Here is a 15346-nt window from a genome sequence, read left to right on the forward strand (position 1 = left end):
CATGGCCGCTCTTCGTAGGAGCCAGCTTGCTGGCGATCCATGGCTTCGACCGGTACTCACATCACCAGGGGAAACACCGGGTCGCGAGCAAGCTCGCTCCTACAAAAAGCATGCAGCTCGCCAGGAATGGTGGCGCTCAGAGGCTATCCGGATCCCCCGCGAACCGCGCGATCAGTACATCGCGTTGGCCAGCTTGCGCCGGTAGGCGCCCACCAGCGGGTGGTCGTTGCCGAGCAGGTCGAATACCTGCACCAGGGTCTTGCGCGGCAGGTCCTCGCCGTAGGCGCGGTTGCGCTGGAACAGGCGCAGCAGGCCGTCCAGCGCCGCCTCGTACTGCTGGCGCGCCAGTTGCTGGATGGCCAGCTGGTAGGCGGCCTCGTCGTCGCCGGCGTCGGCGGCCAGGCGCGTTTTCAGGGTCGCCGCGTCGGGCAGGTCGGCGGCCTGGCGGAGGAAGGTCAGTTGCGCCCTGGCGGCGGCCAGGGCCTGCTTGTGTTCGTCGCCCGTCACCGCGCCCAGCACGGTTTCCGCCTCGCCCAGTTCGCCGCGCTCGGCCAGGCAGCGGGCGTAAAGGATCAGCGCGCCAGCATTGCCGTTGTCTTCGCTGAGCAGCGCCTTGAGCTGCGCCTCGGCCTCGGCGAAGCGGCCTTCCTTGAACATTTCCTGGGCGCTGTCCAGCGGATTGCCGGCCGGTGCCGCGGGCTGCTGCACATGGGGTTCGAGCATGCTGCGGATCGCCGATTCCGGCTGCGCGCCGGCGAAGCCGTCGACCGGCTGGCCGTCCTTGAACAGCACCACGGTCGGCAGGCTGCGGATGCCGAAGCGCATGACGATGTCCTGCTCGATGTCGCAGTTGACCTTGGCCAGCAGCAGTTCGCCCTGGTAGGACTCGGTGATCTGCGCCAGCAGCGGCATCAGCGCCTTGCACGGTGCGCACCAGTCGGCCCAGAAGTCCACCAGCACCGGCTTGTGGAAGGAGTTCTGGATCACCAGTTGGTCGAAATTGCTGGTGCTGACATCGAAGATGTAGGGCGAATCGCTCATGTAGGATCTCGGTGTACGAAAAGGGCGACGGAATGGCCTGCCACTATAAGTGGGGTCGCCGCGCGGCGAAACAAGTCACTGGCGACGGGCGTGGTACAGGCTCACCCGGCGAAACTCCGCCGGCTCGGCCAGGTCCGGCCAGGTGCAGGCGTCCAGCACCGCCAGGCGCCGGTACAGCGGGTGCTGGAAGTCGCGCACGCGGGAGTCGGCGACCAGCGCCTCGCGGCCGCGGCTGAGGAATTCGTCGAGCAGGGGCAGGTTGGCGCGGTCGTAGAGCACGTCGGCGACGATGATCAGGTCGTAGCGGTCCTCTTCCTTGAAGAAGTCGTCGGAGTAGCTCAGCTCCACGCCGTTCAACGCGGCGTTGGCGCGGCAGGCGTCCAGCGCCAGCGGGTCGAGGTCGCAGGCCACCACCTCCGCCGCGCCGGCCCTGGCCGCGGCGATGGCGGCGATGCCGGAGCCGGCGCCGAAGTCCAGCACGCGCTTGCCGCGCACCCATTCCGGCTGCCCGGCCAGCCAGCGCGCCAGCACCAGGCCGCTGGCCCAGCAGAAGCACCAGTAGGGCGGTTCCTCGAGGATGCGCCGGGTTTCGTCGGGGCTGAAGGCGCGGTCCATGTTCGCCGCATCGATCAGCCACAGGTCGATATCGGTGCCGGGCAGGCGCTCGGCTGTCAGACGGGCGTCGCCGAGCAGTTCGCCGAGGGCCTGTTGCAGGCTGGCCGGCGGGGTCATGGCGCACGCTCCAGGCGCAGCTCGCCGAGGGCGCGGGATTCCGCCTGGAAGATGCGCACTGGCGGCAGGCGCCAGGCCAGTTGGCCGGACTGGCTGACGCGGGCGCGCAATTCGACGCGGGCGTGATTGGGGAAGGATTCTGGATTGAACACCAGGCGGAACGGCAGGGCCGCGCCGGTGGCCAGCAGCTTCGCGCTGGCGAGCAGCCGCTGCGGGCGGTCGCGCTCGTCGATCACCAGCAGCGCCACTTCCACTTCGCCGCCGGCGGGCAGCGGCCCCTGGATGCTGCTGAGCATGCCGGTCAGCTCGCGCATGTGGGCGGGCAGGGCGGGGGCGGCCTGGACGGTATTCGCGGTGGAGGCCTCGGCTTCGGGGGCGGGCTTGTCGCTGGAACAGGCGCCCAGCAGGACGAGCGCGAACAGGCAAAGCAGGCGTGGCGGCATGTGGGAGCTCCCTTGCAAGGTATTCCGGGCGGGCGCCTGTATAGCCTAGTTGCCCATGCCTTGTCTCGCGGCGGCGCAGGATGCGCTACCATGAAGCCCCTTTCCGCCCTGGAAGCCCCGCCCCATGCACTGTCCGTTCTGCAGCGCCCACGACACCAAGGTCATCGACTCGCGCCTGGTCGCCGAGGGCGACCAGGTCCGCCGCCGCCGCGAATGCCTGGCCTGCGGCGAGCGCTTCACCACCTTCGAGACCGCCGAACTGGTGATGCCGCGCCTGATCAAGCAGGACGGCAGCCGCCAGCCGTTCGACGAGGAGAAGCTGCGCGCCGGCATGCAGCGCGCGCTGGAGAAGCGTCCGGTCAGCGTCGAGCGCCTGGAAGCGGCGCTGGCGCACATCAAGCACAAGCTGCGCGCCACCGGCGAGCGCGAGGTGAAGTCGCGGGTGGTCGGCGAACTGGTGATGGCCGAGCTGCAGAAGCTCGACGAGGTCGCCTACATCCGCTTCGCCTCGGTCTACCGGCGCTTCCAGGACCTCAACGAATTCCGCGAGGAAATCGAACGCCTCGCCCGCGAGCCGGCCAAGCCATGAACCACTCCGACGAGATCTACATGGCCCGCGCGCTGGAACTGGCGCGCAAGGGACTGTATTCCACCCACCCGAACCCGCGCGTCGGCTGCGTGCTGGTGAAGGACGGCCAGGTGATCGGCGAAGGCTGGCACCTGCGCGCCGGCGAGCCGCACGCGGAAGTCCATGCCTTGCGCCAGGCCGGCGCGGACGCCCTCGGCGCCACCGCCTACGTGACGCTGGAGCCGTGCAGCCACTTCGGCCGCACGCCGCCCTGCGCCAACGCGCTGATCGAGGCCGGCGTGGGCCGGGTGGTGGCGGCGATGCAGGACCCCAACCCGCAGGTCGCCGGCAGCGGTCTGCAACGCATCGCCGAGGCCGGCATCGCGGTGCAGTCGGGGATGCTCGAAGCCGAGGCGCGGGAGATCAATGTCGGCTTCATCAAGCGCATGGAAACCGGCCTGCCGTTCGTGCGGGTGAAACTGGCGATGAGCCTCGACGGCCGCACCGCCATGGCCAGCGGCGAAAGCCAGTGGATCACCGGCCCGGCCGCGCGCCGCGCCGTGCAGCGCCTGCGGGCGCGCTCCAGCGTGGTGCTGTCCGGCGCCGATACGGTGCTGATGGACAACGCCCGGCTGAACGTCCGCGCCGAGGAACTCGGCCTGGACGACGAACTGACCGCCCTGGCCGCGCAGCGCCAGCCGTTGCGCGTGCTGGTCGACGGCCGCCTGCGGGTGCCGCTGGATGCACCCTTCTACCAGGCCGGCCCGGCGCTGGTCGCCAGTTGCGCGGCGGACGAAGGCATCGCCACCGCCGGCCATGAACTGCTGACGCTGCCGGGCGACGACGGCCACGTCGACCTGCGCCGGCTGCTCGCCGAGCTGGGCGCGCGCGGCGCCAACGAGGTGCTGGTGGAAGCCGGGCCGCGGCTGGCCGGCGCCTTCGCCCGGCTCGGGCTGGTGGACGAATACCGGATCTTCGTCGCGCCCAGGCTGCTGGGTTCCAGTGCGCGCCCGCTGCTGGAGCTGCCGCTGGAGCGCATGGCCGAGGCGCGGGAGCTGAAGATCGTCGACATCCGCGCGGTGGGTGAGGACTGGCTGGTCACGGCGCGGCCGGTGGTGCAGTAACTGCGGGGCGGTCATTGTAGGAGCGCGCCATGCGCGCGACCCTTTGGCCGGACATGTCGCGGGCATGGCCCGCTCCTACAGATTCCTGTCCGCCGTGCCAGGACGTGGGGACGATCGGCTGAGAAGTTTCCTACCGGTTCCTTCCCCACCGGCAACTGTGGTAAAACGCCACACGCGGTTGCATCGGCAGCCGCACGACGTTCTCAGGGCGGGGTGCAATTCCCCACCGGCGGTAATGGCGCGCAAGGTGCCTAGCCCGCGAGCGCTTGCCGGCAGCGGCAAGGTCAGCAGACCCGGTGCGATTCCGGGGCCGACGGTCACAGTCCGGATAAAGAGAGAACGGGAGCCAGCGGAAGCGCGTCATCGCGCGGCCGCGTCGTCCCTTCGATCCGATTCGCCCTGTTTTTTCCAAAACAGGAGTTGGCAAATGCAACATCCGATTCGATCCGCCACCGCCCTGCGCCTGCGCACCGCGGTGTCGGCTGCTGTCCGGGAGGGCGCATGTTCACAGGCATAATCGAAGCCATCGGCACGATCCGTTCGATCACTCCGAAGGGCGGTGACGTCCGTCTCTACGTGCAGACCGGCAAGCTCGACCTCGGCGACGTCAAGCTCGGCGACAGCATCGCCGTCAACGGCGTCTGCCTCACCGCCGTGGAACTGCCCGGCGACGGCTTCTGGGCCGACGTCAGCCGCGAGACCCTGGCGCGCAGCGCCTTCCACGCTCTCAAGGTGGGCAGCCGGGTGAACCTGGAAAAGGCCCTGACGCCGACCACCCGCCTCGGCGGTCATCTGGTCAGCGGCCACGTCGACGGCGTCGGCGAGATCGTCAAGCGCGAGGAGAACGCCCGCGCCATCCAGTTCACCGTGCGCGCGCCGCGCGAGCTGGCCAAGTACATCGCCCTGAAGGGCTCGATCACCGTCGACGGCACCAGCCTGACGGTCAACGCGGTGAACGGCGCCGAGTTCGAGCTGACCATCGTCCCGCACACCCTGGTCGAGACCATCATGGACGACTACCGTCCGGGCCGTCCGGTCAATCTGGAAGTCGACCTGCTGGCGCGCTACCTGGAGCGCCTGCTGCTCGGCGACAAGGCTGCCGAGCCCAGCGCATCCGGCATCACCGAAGCTTTCCTGGCCGAAAACGGCTACCTGAAGAAATAAGGAACCGCCCATGGCACTCAACAGCATCGAAGAACTGCTCGAGGACATCCGTCAGGGCAAGATGGTCATCCTCATGGATGACGAAGACCGCGAGAACGAAGGCGACCTGATCATGGCCGCCGAATGCGTGCGCACCGAAGACATCAACTTCATGGCCAAGCACGCCCGCGGCCTGATCTGCATGCCGATGGACCGCGAGCGCTGCGAGCGTCTCGGCCTGCCGCTGATGGTGCAGCGCAACGGCTCCGGCTTCGGCACCAAGTTCACCGTCTCCATCGAGGCCGCCGAAGGCGTCACCACCGGCATCTCCGCCGCCGACCGCGCGCGCACCGTGCAGGCCGCCGCGGCAAAGGACGCGGTCGCCGCCGACATCGTCAGCCCCGGCCATATCTTCCCGCTGATGGCCCAGCCTGGCGGCGTGCTGGCCCGTGCCGGCCACACCGAGGCTGCCTGCGACCTGGCGCGCATGGGCGGCTTCGAACCCTCCGGCGTGATCTGCGAAATCATGAACGACGACGGCACCATGGCCCGTCGTGCGGAGCTGGAAGCCTTCGCCGAACAGCACGGCATCAAGATCGGCACCATCGCCGACCTGATCCACTACCGCCTGATCCACGAAGGCACCGTCGCCCGCCTCAGCGAACAGCCGCTGGACAGCGAACTCGGCCACTTCAACCTGATCACCTACCGCGACTCGGTGGCCGATCAGGTTCACCTCGCGCTGACCGTCGGCGAGATCAGCCCGGAAGAGCCGACCCTGGTGCGCGTGCACAACATGGACCCGCTGCGCGACCTGCTGCAGGTCAACCAGCCGGGGCGCTGGAGCCTGCGCGCGGCGATGGCCAAGGTTGCCGAAGCCGGCAGCGGCGTCGTCCTCCTGCTCGGCCACCAGAGCGCCGGCGACGACCTGCTGGTGCAGGTCCACGACGGAGCGACGGCCAAGGCGCCGACCACCTACAGTACGGTGGGTACCGGTTCGCAGATCCTCCGCGATCTCGGCGTGCGCAAGATGCGCCTGCTGAGCGCGCCGATGCGCTTCAACGCGATATCCGGCTTCGACCTGGAAGTTGTAGAATACCTGCCCGCTGAATGAACCTCGCCGCCGTGCCCAGGCACGGCGGGCGGTTTCTTCTACCCTATCTCTCACGGGGCGCCATCGCCGCTGCCCCGGCTCTTTGACAGACGAGACCTGCACATGACCCTGAAGACCATCGAAGGTACCTTCATCGCCCCCAAAGGCCGTTACGCCCTGGTGGTCGGCCGTTTCAACAGCTTCGTGGTTGAAAGCCTGGTCGACGGCGCCGTCGACGCCCTGGTACGCCATGGCGTGTCGGAAGACGACATCACCATCATCCGCGCTCCGGGCGCCTTCGAAATCCCGCTGGTGACCCAGAAGGTCGCCCAGCAAGGCCAGTACAGCGCCATCATCGCCCTCGGCGCGGTGATTCGTGGCGGCACCCCGCACTTCGAATACGTCGCCGGCGAATGCACCAAGGGTCTGGCGCAGGTTTCCATGGAGTTCGGCGTACCGGTCGCCTTCGGCGTGCTGACCGTCGACTCCATCGAACAGGCCATCGAGCGCTCCGGCACCAAGGCCGGCAACAAGGGCGCCGAAGCCGCTCTCTCCGCCCTGGAAATGGTAAGCCTGCTGGCGCAGCTGGAGGCCAAGTGAGCAACAGCGAAGGCGGCGCCCCGGCGCCCAAGGGCGGCAAGCCGAACAAGATCGCCATGCGTCGCAAGGCCCGCAGCCTCGCGGTGCAGGCCCTGTATTCGTGGCAGATGGCCGGCCAGCCGCTCAACGAGATCGAGGCGCAGTTCCGCACCGACAACGATTTCAGCGAAGTCGACGGCGCCTACTTCCACGAGATCCTGCACGGCGTGCCGCGCCTGAAGAGCGAGCTGGACGAGGAGTTCACTCCCTGCCTGGACCGCCCGCTGGACGAAGTCGACCCGGTCGAGCTGGCGATCCTGCGCCTGTCCACCTACGAGCTGCGCAACCGCGTCGACGTGCCGTACAAGGTGGTGATCAACGAAGGCATCGAGCTGGCCAAGGTCTTCGGCGCCACCGACGGCCACAAGTTCGTCAACGGCGTACTCGACAAGCTGGCGCCGCGCCTGCGCGCGGCCGAGCTGCGCGGCGGCAAGCGCTGAGCCACCGCCGCGCCTGATGGGTGAGTTCGAACTGATCCGCCGCTTCTTCGCCTCGGCCGCCTGCGCGGCCGGGGCCGAAGGCGTGGCACTGGGAATCGGCGACGACTGCGCCCTGCTGGCGCCCGCACCCGGCGAGCAGATCGCGGTATCCACCGATACCCTGGTCGCCGGCGTGCATTTCCCCGAATCCTGCGACCCGTGCCTGCTCGGCCAGCGCGCCCTGGCGGTTTCCGCCAGCGACCTGGCGGCAATGGGCGCGGCTCCCCTCGCGTTCACCCTCGCCCTGACCCTGCCGCAGGCCGATGCCGCCTGGCTGGAAGGTTTCGCCCGCGGGCTCGACCTGAAGGCGCGCGAATGCGGCCTGGTGCTGGCCGGCGGCGATACCACACGCGGTCCGCTGTGCATGACCATCACCGTGTTCGGCCGGGTGCCGGCCGGGCAGGCGCTGACCCGCGCCGGCGCGCGCCCCGGCGACCTGCTCTGCCTTGGCGGCCGTGTCGGCGAGGCGGGCGGCGCACTGGAGCTGGTGCTCGAACGCCGCCAGGCCGCGGCGGAAATCGCCGAACCGCTGCTCGCCCGCTACTGGTCGCCGCGGCCGCAACTGGCCTTCGGGCAGGCCCTGCGCGGCAAGGCCACGGCGGCGCTGGACGTCTCCGACGGCGTGCTCGCCGACTGCGGCCATATCGCCCGCGCATCCGGCGTGGCCCTGCTGATCGAGGCCGAACGCCTGCCGGCCAGCCCGGCGCTGGAAGCGCTGCTCGGCGCCGAGCTCGCCCTGCGCCAGAAGCTGACGGCCGGCGACGACTACGTGCTGGCCTTCACCCTGCCGCCGCAGTATCTGCCTGAGCTGCAGGCGCAATGGCCGGAGCTGGCGGTGATCGGCCGCGTCGAGGCCGGCGAGGGCGTGCGGGTGCTGGACGGCGAGGGACAGGACATCACGCCGCGCCAGGGCGGCTATCTGCATTTCATGGAGTAGCAGTGACCGAGCATCCCGATCAGGCACCGGCACAACCGGTACCGCATTCCGTCTGGCACAACCCCTGGCACTTCATCGCCTTCGGCTTCGGCTCCGGCACCCTGCCCAAGGCGCCGGGCACCTGGGGTTCGCTGGTGGCGCTGCCGTTCATTCCGCTGTGGCAGATGCTGCCGGACTGGGGCTACTGGCTGATGCTCGGGGTGACCATGCTGTTCGGCTTCTGGCTGTGCGGCAAGGTGGCCGACGACCTGCGCGTGCACGACCATGAAGGCATCGTCTGGGACGAGATGGTCGGCATGTGGATCACCCTCTGGCTGGTGCCGGAAGGCTGGTGGTGGCTGCTGATCGGCTTCGTCGTGTTCCGCATCGTCGACATCGCCAAGCCCTGGCCGATCAGCTGGATCGACCGCAACGTCCACGGCGGCGTCGGCATCATGCTCGACGACGTGCTGGCCGGGGTGTTCGCCTGGCTGGTGATGCAGGGGCTGGTCTGGGGCTGGGTGCACTGGCTGGTGTGACCGGCGTCCCGACGCTGGGTTATCTTCATCGAGCGCCAATGGACCTGATCGCCAAGGAGACCCGAATGCTGCGCACCGTGCTCGCCCTGACCCTTTCCGTTCTCGCCACGCTCGCCCTGGCCGCGCCCCAGGTGCGGGTGGTCGGCCTGTTCTCCGGCGCGGCGGTGCTCAACATCGACGGCCAGCGGCGCCTGCTCAAGGTCGGCCAGACCAGCCCGGAAGGCGTGCAGGTGGTCAGCGCCGACAGCCGCAAGGCGGTGCTGCGTATCGACGGCGTCGAGCGCACCTTCGAACTTTCCCGCGAGTACAGCGACGGCTACTCGGTGCCGCAGCAGCAGGCGCTGAGCATCGCCCGCGGCGTCGGCGGGCACTACTGGGTGGCCGGTTCGATCAACGGCCAGTCGGTGCAGTTCCTGGTCGACACCGGCGCCACCGCGGTGGCGATGAACGAGGCGCAGGCGCAGCGCCTCGGCCTGGATTTCCGCGTCAACGGCCAGCCGATGCTGGTCAACACCGCCAGCGGCTCGGCCAGGGCCTGGCGGATGAAGCTCGACCGGGTCAAGGTCGGCAGCCTGGAAGTGCTCGGCGTCGAGGCGATCATGATCGAAGGCGGCTCTCCCGCCGACGTGCTGCTCGGGATGAGCTACCTCAACCGGGTCGGCTGGCGCGAAGACCAGGGCATGCTGATCCTCGAGGCCAAGCACTGACCTACAGGTAGCGGCTCCACAGCAGGGTGGCCTGGCTGGTCTGCTCGCCTTCCTGCCCGCAATCGCCCTGGCACGGGTCCTCGCCACCCATGCCGGGGATGCCGCCCGGGTCGAAGCTTTCCGGCAGGTTCTCCAGGTCGATGGTGGTGTTGCCGCGCCAGTCGGTGCCGGTCGCGTTGCCCTGCTTGGCTACGGTGACGTAGCCCTTGATCAGGGACTGGCCATTGGTTTCCAGCACATTGCCGGCGATCACGCTGCCATATACCTGCGTCGAGGCCCCGAGGGCGATGTTGCCGCCGTTGAAGGCGCTGCCGACGTAGCCGCCGGCGAGCAGGCCGATATTGCCGAGGGCGTTGGACTTCAGCTTCTGTGTGCCGATGTCGCAGAAATTGCTCGGGTACAGGCCGGAGTAGAAGGCGCTGTTGCAGGTCTCGGCATAGCCCGCGAAGTTGACCGACCAGGTGCGGTGGCTGCCGCGGGTGGCGATATTGCCGGTGGCGAGGATGGTGTTGCGGTACTTGCCGCTGTCCAGGTCCAGATTGCCGTCGAACCAGAGCGCGCCCGGGGCGACCACTGCGGGAGCGTTGTCCCCGCCGTCGCCGCTGAGCCTCCAGGTGCCATTGTCGTAGGCGATGCTCTGGGCGCCGTCCCAGGTGCCCTGGGTGATCTTGCGCAGCCTGTCGGCACCGACACCGGCGCAGCTGCCGTTATTCACCGTCGAACACTCTTCCCGGCAATAGCCGTTGCCGTCCAGCGCCGAGCACAGGTAGCCCCAGCGGTCGTTGTAGTTCTGCCTGATCTTGCCGAGACGGTAGGCGCCGTCGGCGATGCCATTGACATTGCGCACGCTGACCTGGACCTGCCCGTTGCGGTACTCGAACACGTAGTTGGCGAGATCCTTCAGTTCGTAGGCGTCGACGCGCGGCTTGGGCGGGACGAAAGGCTGCAATGGCTGCATCTCGTCGAGCCTGTTCTCCGCGATCCGGTCCGGAGCGAGCGGGCAGTCGAAGACGCTCTTGCCGGCGCGGATGCTCACGAAACGGCTCCACGAGGTGTCGACGCAGTAGACGTTCCCCAGCGCATCCACCGTGCCCACGCTGCCGCCGCCATTTCCGAACCGCACGTTGCCGTTGGCGTAGAACTTCCCCTGGCTGCCGGCGCTCTGGACATTGATGTTGCCCAGCGCGGAAGCCTTGGTGGCGGCGGAAGAACCATGCAGGGTGATATTGCCGTTGGTGAACAGCTCGTAGACCTGCACGGCTCCGCCAAGCTCGATGTCGCCGGTGGCGCGCATGGTCTTGATGCCGGTGACGCTGCCGCCGAGGTCGATCCTGCCGTCGACGTTGAAGTTCGCGTTGTCGCCGCCTTTCACGTCGACGCTGCCGCGCATGTCCAGGTCGCCGCTGATGTTGATCACGTTGTCCCAGGGATTGGACGGGTTCGACTGGCCGCCACCGGGCGCCACCGCGTACACCGCCTGGATGGTCGAGGTGGCGCGCGCGGCGTCGTCCTGGTTGCGGATGTTGGCGGTCACCCGGTAGCGCCCCGCGTCGATCTCTTCCGGGCTGCTGGCGATGCTGGCGTGCAGTTCCCGTTCACCGACCGTCATGACGATGTCGTCGCCTTCCTGCAGCTGCCCCAGTTCAGTTTCGTCGAGCTGTTCGAGGTACTGGCGGAAGATTTCCGTGCCCGCCCAGGCGCCGGCCTGGGCGTGGGTGCTGGCGTGCACCGCCACCTGCTTCTGCTGGGCGCCGCGCACCGCGTGCATCACGCCGAGGGCGGTGGCGGTGAGGGCGAGGCCGGCGAGCAGGACGATCAGGATGGTCGCCATGCCGCGCTGGCGGGTGGGAGAGGGGGTTCGGGTGATCCTGGGCATGACCAACTACTCCGCGATGTTGGACAGGCAGATGCGGTAGCTGAGCAGGTCGATCTCATCGTTGCCGGCGAGCCGCACGCTGTTGTGGGCGCTGAGCGTCACCTGCGGGTGCCGCGCCGCTTCGCCGAAGCCGAAGGGCGTGCATTCGACGCTGGGGGTGATGAGGAACCCGGTCAGGGGCTGCGCTGCCGGGTGGTGCTCGGGCACGACCTGGCGGGCCAGGTCCTGGCGCACCTTCCATTGCAGTCCGCCCAGGCTGGCATTCGCGGTGCAGTCGTCGGCCTGCAGCAGGGACAGGATGCGCAGCGCCTTGCCGCTGGCGGAGTCGGTGCCGGGGCGGTCGGTGAGGCCGCGGCACTGATAGCCGAGGCTGTCCTGGTAGCGCCAGAGCAGCGCGCGCTGGGTGCTGCCGCCCACGGTTATGCCGGGATCGTCCAGGTTGATGCCGGACTCCATGCCGAAACCGGCGCTCTGCAACTTGAGCTGCGCGGTGAGCAGGCCGGCGGCGATCTGCCCGTCCTGGTTGGCGTCCTGGGTGGCGACCACCGCGGTATGCACCAGGTTGCGGTACAGACCGAGCATGGCGAGGATGCACAGGCTCGACAGGAGCATGCCGATCAGCAGGCTGATCAGGGTGAGGCCGCGCTGGCGACGCATCACAGTCCGCCTCCGACGCGCACTTCGCCGCCGAGAGCCGGGTCGCTGACGGAAAGCGTCAGCGGCACCGGCACTGCATTGAGCTCCTTGAGGTCGCCGTTCTTGCCCACCCGGGCGCTCTGCGTCGCGCAGCCGTCGACGCTGACCGGCAGGCTGAGCTGCCTGGTCAGCCTGATCTGGTGGCTGCCGCTGCACAGGTCGAGGGTGCCGCTGCCATTGCTCTGCAGCAGGTCGCGCAGCTGGCTGACGGCCATGGCCTGCAGGTTCATGTCCTTCTGGCTGACCGCCACCCGTGAGGTGGAATACACCACGCCGAGGCCGACGATGCAGGTCAGCAGCATGCCGATCAGCGCTTCGATCAGGACGTCGCCGCGCTGGCGCCGGCTAGTTGAACGTGACATCCACATGTTCGTTGCCTGCGCTGAGGGAGAAGGTCTGGCCGCTGCCGCAGTTGCCCGTGTCGATGGGCAAGGCCCGGCCGTCCAGGGCCAGGCAGTGGAAGTCGCTGGCGTCGTTGCCCACGGCGACCCGGATGGGCAGCTGGGCGCTCCAGGTCCGGGTCGTCGAGCAATTGGCCGGCTGGCTGGGCGAGGCCGCTTCGTGGAGGCTGAGCAGGTTGTCCTGGCTCAGGCACAGCAGCGCCGCCGGCTGGACATCGATCATCCCGTAGCGGTTGCGCAGGGCGCTCGCCTTGGCGCGGCCGATGCCCTGGTTGAGGGCGCCCTCGGCCTCGCGCAACTGGGCGCTGTCGGCCCAGTGCGCGGTGAAGGGCGCGGCGATCCCGACCAGGATGCCGACCAGCGCGACCACGATCATCAGCTCGATCAGGCTGACGCCGGCCTGGCGTTTCATTGCCAGCTCCCGTTGTAGCTGCCGCAGCTGGCGATGCTGCGCACGTGGTCGTGGGTCAGGCTGATGGTGCAGCCGGCGAGCCGGCCGCCGTTGCCGGTGGCGGTTACCGTATAGGCCGCTGCCGAGGCGTTGACGCTGTAGCCGAAGCTGCTCTCCGCCGGATGCCAGGCGGGGAATCTGTCCTTGACGGCGGTAGTGCTGGCCAGCGTCGCGGCGGGGTAGGCGAGGGTGCGCTGGTAGGCGTTCTCCAGGTTCAGGCTGAGCGCCACCAGGTCGGCCTGGGCGGCGCGGATGCGGCTCCTGTCGATGTGCGAGTGGTACGCCGGCAGGGCGATGCTGGCGAGGATGGCGACGATCGCAACGACGATCATCAGCTCGATCAGGGTGAAGCCTCTATGCTTTCCGGGCATGGATCATCCTCCGGAGTGGGGGTGGGGATGTCCCGTAAATGTGATGGAGTTGGCAATATGCTGGCCGATATGCCCGCAAACGGGCCTGATCCAGGGCAGGGTTTGTGGAACTGTCGTGCCTGTTCGCGAACAAGCCTTGGCAAACGCCGGGGTATCGGGCGTTTCGATCCGAATGAGCCGCTTTTTGCCTGACTGCCGGGCGTTCGCTGCTGTTACAATGCCTGCCCTTCGAAATTTTCAAGACAGGAGCATCCGGTGTCCGTCGTCTTCGTCGCCGCCTCCAAGCTGCCCACACCTTTCGGCGAATTCACCATGCACGGCTTCCTCGACGAGGACACTGGCAAGGAACATGTCGCCCTGACCATGGGCACGATCGACGACGGCCAGCCGGTGCTGGGTCGTCTGCACTCCGAGTGCCTGACCGGCGACGCCCTGTTCAGCCTGCGCTGCGACTGCGGCTTCCAGCTCGAAGGCGCGCTCGCCGCCATCGCCCAGGAAGGCCGCGGCGTGCTGCTCTACCTGCGCCAGGAAGGTCGCGGCATCGGCCTGCTGAACAAGATCCGCGCCTATGACCTGCAGGACCAGGGCGCCGATACCGTGGAAGCCAACCTGCAGCTGGGCTTCGGCGCCGACCAGCGCGACTACGCCATGTGCCTGCCGATACTCCAGCATCTGGGCGTCTGCTCGCTGAAGCTGATGACCAACAACCCGCGCAAGGTGAAGGCGCTGGAAGGCTACGGCCTGACGGTCGCCAAGCGCGTGCCCCTGCAGAAGGGCCTGAACCCGCACAACAGGCATTACCTGGCGACCAAGGCCGGCAAGCTCGGCCACCTGCTGGGCAACATGCACCAGGGCGAAGCCGAGGCCGAGATCCAGTGAACCGCAGCGTTATTCGCAACCGCCTGGCCCTGCGCTGGTGGTTGCACCTGATCCTCGCCATTGCGCCGCTGGTGCTGGTAAGCGTGCTGGCCGGCGACAACACCTGGCTGGCCGAACTGGCCACCCCCGCCTTCGTCGTCGGCCTGATGTCGATGTTCCTCACCCTGTCGCTGTTCCGCGGCTACAAGAAGGCGCTGGTGGCGACCCAGCAGGCCCTCGATACGCCTGCCGAGGAATCCGCCTGGGTGACCCTGGGCGAGGCGCGCCGCAGCGGCGCCCTGGGCGCCAGCATCCCGGCCTGGATCGGCGCGGTGGCGGCACTCTTCGGGCTGAACGGCGTGGCGCTGTTCCTGCTCGGACTGACCAGCGTGATCATCCTCTGCCTGTACCGCATTCCCCGCCAGCTGCGTTGATGCGCCAGCTCTTCGCCGCGCTGTGCCTGCTCGCCGCGCTGCCTCTGGCGGCGGCCGAGCGGGTGATCAGCCTGGCGCCCTCGCTGACCGACATCGTCCTCGAACTGGATGCCAGCGAGTGCCTGGTCGGCGTGCTCGACGGCGGCGAGCGCAGCCCCGCGCTGGCCGGCCTGCCGTCGGTGGGTCGCTACGGGCAGGTCAATCTCGAACAGCTCCTCAGCCTGCGCCCGGACCTGCTGCTGGTCTGGCCCGGCAGCGTGCCGCAGGCGCAGTTGGAAAAGCTGAAAGGCTTCGGCATTCCGATGTACGTCGCCGATCCGCACCGGATGCAGGACATTTCCCGGCAACTGGCGGAAATGGGCGAATTGCTCGGTCATGGCGACCAGGGCCGGCGCCTGGCCCGGAGCTTCGACCAGCGCGTGGCAGACCTGCGCGACCAGTACCGCCGCGAGCGGCCGCTGCGGGTGTTCTACCAGGTGTGGAACCGCCCGCTGTACACCCTCGGCGGCCGCCAGGTGATCAGCGATGCGCTGCAGGTCTGCGGCGCCGAGAACCTGTTCGCCGATCTCGCCCTGCCGGCGCCGCAGGTCAGCACCGAATCGGTGCTGGCGCGCGATCCGGACGTGATCCTCGGCGGCAGCCACGCCGAGCTGGACGGCTGGCGCGACATGCCGCAACTGACCGCAACCCGCCTCGGCCAGCTCTGGCCGATCCCCGACAAGAACCTGGAACGGCCGAGCTACGGCATGCTCGAGGCGACCGAGAAGCTCTGCCGGCTGCTGGCGACGGCGCGGAACTGAGAAGCGGCGGATGACGCTGGCGCGTCATGCGTCCT

The 15346-nt window shown here is 68.5% G+C and carries 20 protein-coding genes and 1 riboswitch; of the genes, 12 read left to right on the forward strand and 8 right to left on the reverse strand.

All coding sequences use genetic code 11. The features are described 5' to 3' along the window. Positions 1-171 precede the first annotated feature (171 nt). From trxA to BLR75_RS11200, 3 genes are all read right to left on the reverse strand, one after another. Positions 172-1041 carry a thioredoxin gene (gene trxA / locus BLR75_RS11190; RefSeq protein ID WP_084314269.1) on the reverse strand — a complete coding sequence of 290 codons (870 nt, stop codon included), beginning with the start codon at positions 1039-1041 and terminating at the stop codon, positions 172-174. Positions 1042-1116: 75 nt separating this feature from the next. Further along, positions 1117-1773, reverse strand: a complete 657-nt coding sequence (locus BLR75_RS11195) for a class I SAM-dependent methyltransferase (protein WP_084314268.1) — start codon at positions 1771-1773, stop codon at positions 1117-1119. Further along, a complete protein-coding gene (locus BLR75_RS11200) occupies positions 1770-2216 on the reverse strand; it encodes a YbaY family lipoprotein (RefSeq protein WP_084314267.1) in 447 nt (148 codons plus the stop codon). Before BLR75_RS11200 ends, BLR75_RS11195 begins: the two co-directional genes overlap by 4 nt. Before the next feature lie 124 nt (positions 2217-2340). On the opposite strand from BLR75_RS11200, the gene nrdR reads away from it, so the two are divergent. The 9 genes from nrdR to BLR75_RS11245 all read left to right on the forward strand — a co-directional run bounded on the left by nrdR (position 2341) and on the right by BLR75_RS11245 (position 9424). Then, positions 2341-2805 (forward strand): transcriptional regulator NrdR, encoded by a 465-nt coding sequence (gene nrdR, locus BLR75_RS11205; protein ID WP_084314266.1) that lies wholly within the window; start codon positions 2341-2343, stop codon positions 2803-2805. After that, on the forward strand, positions 2802-3908 hold the full coding sequence (ribD, locus tag BLR75_RS11210; RefSeq protein WP_084314265.1) for a bifunctional diaminohydroxyphosphoribosylaminopyrimidine deaminase/5-amino-6-(5-phosphoribosylamino)uracil reductase RibD: 1107 nt from the start codon (positions 2802-2804) through the stop codon (positions 3906-3908). Before nrdR ends, ribD begins: the two co-directional genes overlap by 4 nt. 195 nt (positions 3909-4103) lie before the next feature. Beyond that, a riboswitch (FMN riboswitch) is annotated at positions 4104-4253 on the forward strand. Positions 4254-4409: 156 nt separating this feature from the next. Next, positions 4410-5072, forward strand: coding sequence for a riboflavin synthase (locus BLR75_RS11215; protein WP_084314264.1), 663 nt, complete (start codon positions 4410-4412; stop codon positions 5070-5072). Between the two features lie 10 nt (positions 5073-5082). Further along, entirely contained in the window at positions 5083-6165 is a 1083-nt protein-coding gene (ribBA, locus tag BLR75_RS11220) for a bifunctional 3,4-dihydroxy-2-butanone-4-phosphate synthase/GTP cyclohydrolase II (RefSeq protein ID WP_084314263.1), read from the forward strand. 102 nt (positions 6166-6267) lie between these two features. Then, positions 6268-6744: a 6,7-dimethyl-8-ribityllumazine synthase gene (ribH, locus tag BLR75_RS11225; RefSeq protein ID WP_084314262.1), complete on the forward strand. Its 477-nt coding sequence runs from the start codon at positions 6268-6270 to the stop codon at positions 6742-6744. Continuing rightward, a complete protein-coding gene (gene nusB, locus BLR75_RS11230) occupies positions 6741-7223 on the forward strand; it encodes a transcription antitermination factor NusB (protein WP_084314261.1) in 483 nt (160 codons plus the stop codon). The genes ribH and nusB overlap by 4 nt, the downstream gene beginning before the upstream one ends. Before the next feature lie 16 nt (positions 7224-7239). Next, positions 7240-8199, forward strand: a complete 960-nt coding sequence (thiL, locus tag BLR75_RS11235) for a thiamine-phosphate kinase (protein ID WP_084314260.1) — start codon at positions 7240-7242, stop codon at positions 8197-8199. A gap of 2 nt (positions 8200-8201) precedes the next feature. Next, a complete protein-coding gene (locus tag BLR75_RS11240) occupies positions 8202-8717 on the forward strand; it encodes a phosphatidylglycerophosphatase A family protein (protein ID WP_084314259.1) in 516 nt (171 codons plus the stop codon). A gap of 65 nt (positions 8718-8782) precedes the next feature. After that, positions 8783-9424, forward strand: a complete 642-nt coding sequence (locus tag BLR75_RS11245; RefSeq protein ID WP_084314275.1) for a retropepsin-like aspartic protease family protein — start codon at positions 8783-8785, stop codon at positions 9422-9424. A 1-nt stretch (position 9425) separates the two neighbouring features. Here the strand turns inward: BLR75_RS11245 and BLR75_RS11250 are convergent, their stop codons facing one another. From BLR75_RS11250 to BLR75_RS11270, 5 genes are read right to left on the reverse strand one after another with little or no spacing between them, the layout of a single operon-like run. Continuing rightward, positions 9426-11300: a DUF342 domain-containing protein gene (locus tag BLR75_RS11250; protein WP_139207017.1), complete on the reverse strand. Its 1875-nt coding sequence runs from the start codon at positions 11298-11300 to the stop codon at positions 9426-9428. A gap of 6 nt (positions 11301-11306) precedes the next feature. Continuing rightward, positions 11307-11957 carry a PilW family protein gene (locus tag BLR75_RS11255; protein ID WP_084314257.1) on the reverse strand — a complete coding sequence of 217 codons (651 nt, stop codon included), beginning with the start codon at positions 11955-11957 and terminating at the stop codon, positions 11307-11309. Beyond that, the gene (locus BLR75_RS11260; protein WP_084314256.1) at positions 11957-12358 is read right to left on the reverse strand and encodes a type IV pilus modification PilV family protein; all 402 of its coding nucleotides are present in this window, start codon (positions 12356-12358) and stop codon (positions 11957-11959) included. Before BLR75_RS11260 ends, BLR75_RS11255 begins: the two co-directional genes overlap by 1 nt. Next, the gene (locus tag BLR75_RS11265) at positions 12342-12809 is read right to left on the reverse strand and encodes a pilus assembly FimT family protein (protein WP_084314255.1); all 468 of its coding nucleotides are present in this window, start codon (positions 12807-12809) and stop codon (positions 12342-12344) included. Before BLR75_RS11265 ends, BLR75_RS11260 begins: the two co-directional genes overlap by 17 nt. Continuing rightward, positions 12806-13219, reverse strand: a complete 414-nt coding sequence (locus BLR75_RS11270) for a type IV pilin protein (protein WP_084314254.1) — start codon at positions 13217-13219, stop codon at positions 12806-12808. The genes BLR75_RS11265 and BLR75_RS11270 overlap by 4 nt, the downstream gene beginning before the upstream one ends. Positions 13220-13474: 255 nt before the next feature. On the opposite strand from BLR75_RS11270, the gene ribA reads away from it, so the two are divergent. From ribA to BLR75_RS11285, 3 genes are read left to right on the forward strand one after another with little or no spacing between them, the layout of a single operon-like run. After that, a complete protein-coding gene (ribA, locus tag BLR75_RS11275; protein WP_084314253.1) occupies positions 13475-14098 on the forward strand; it encodes a GTP cyclohydrolase II in 624 nt (207 codons plus the stop codon). Next, positions 14095-14511 (forward strand): MFS transporter, encoded by a 417-nt coding sequence (locus BLR75_RS11280; RefSeq protein ID WP_084314252.1) that lies wholly within the window; start codon positions 14095-14097, stop codon positions 14509-14511. Before ribA ends, BLR75_RS11280 begins: the two co-directional genes overlap by 4 nt. Then, positions 14511-15311 (forward strand): cobalamin-binding protein, encoded by an 801-nt coding sequence (locus BLR75_RS11285; RefSeq protein ID WP_084314251.1) that lies wholly within the window; start codon positions 14511-14513, stop codon positions 15309-15311. Before BLR75_RS11280 ends, BLR75_RS11285 begins: the two co-directional genes overlap by 1 nt. Positions 15312-15346: the final 35 nt, after the last annotated feature.

The sequence above is a fragment of the Pseudomonas jinjuensis genome (genome assembly GCF_900103845.1).
GTDB lineage: Bacteria > Pseudomonadota > Gammaproteobacteria > Pseudomonadales > Pseudomonadaceae > Pseudomonas > Pseudomonas jinjuensis.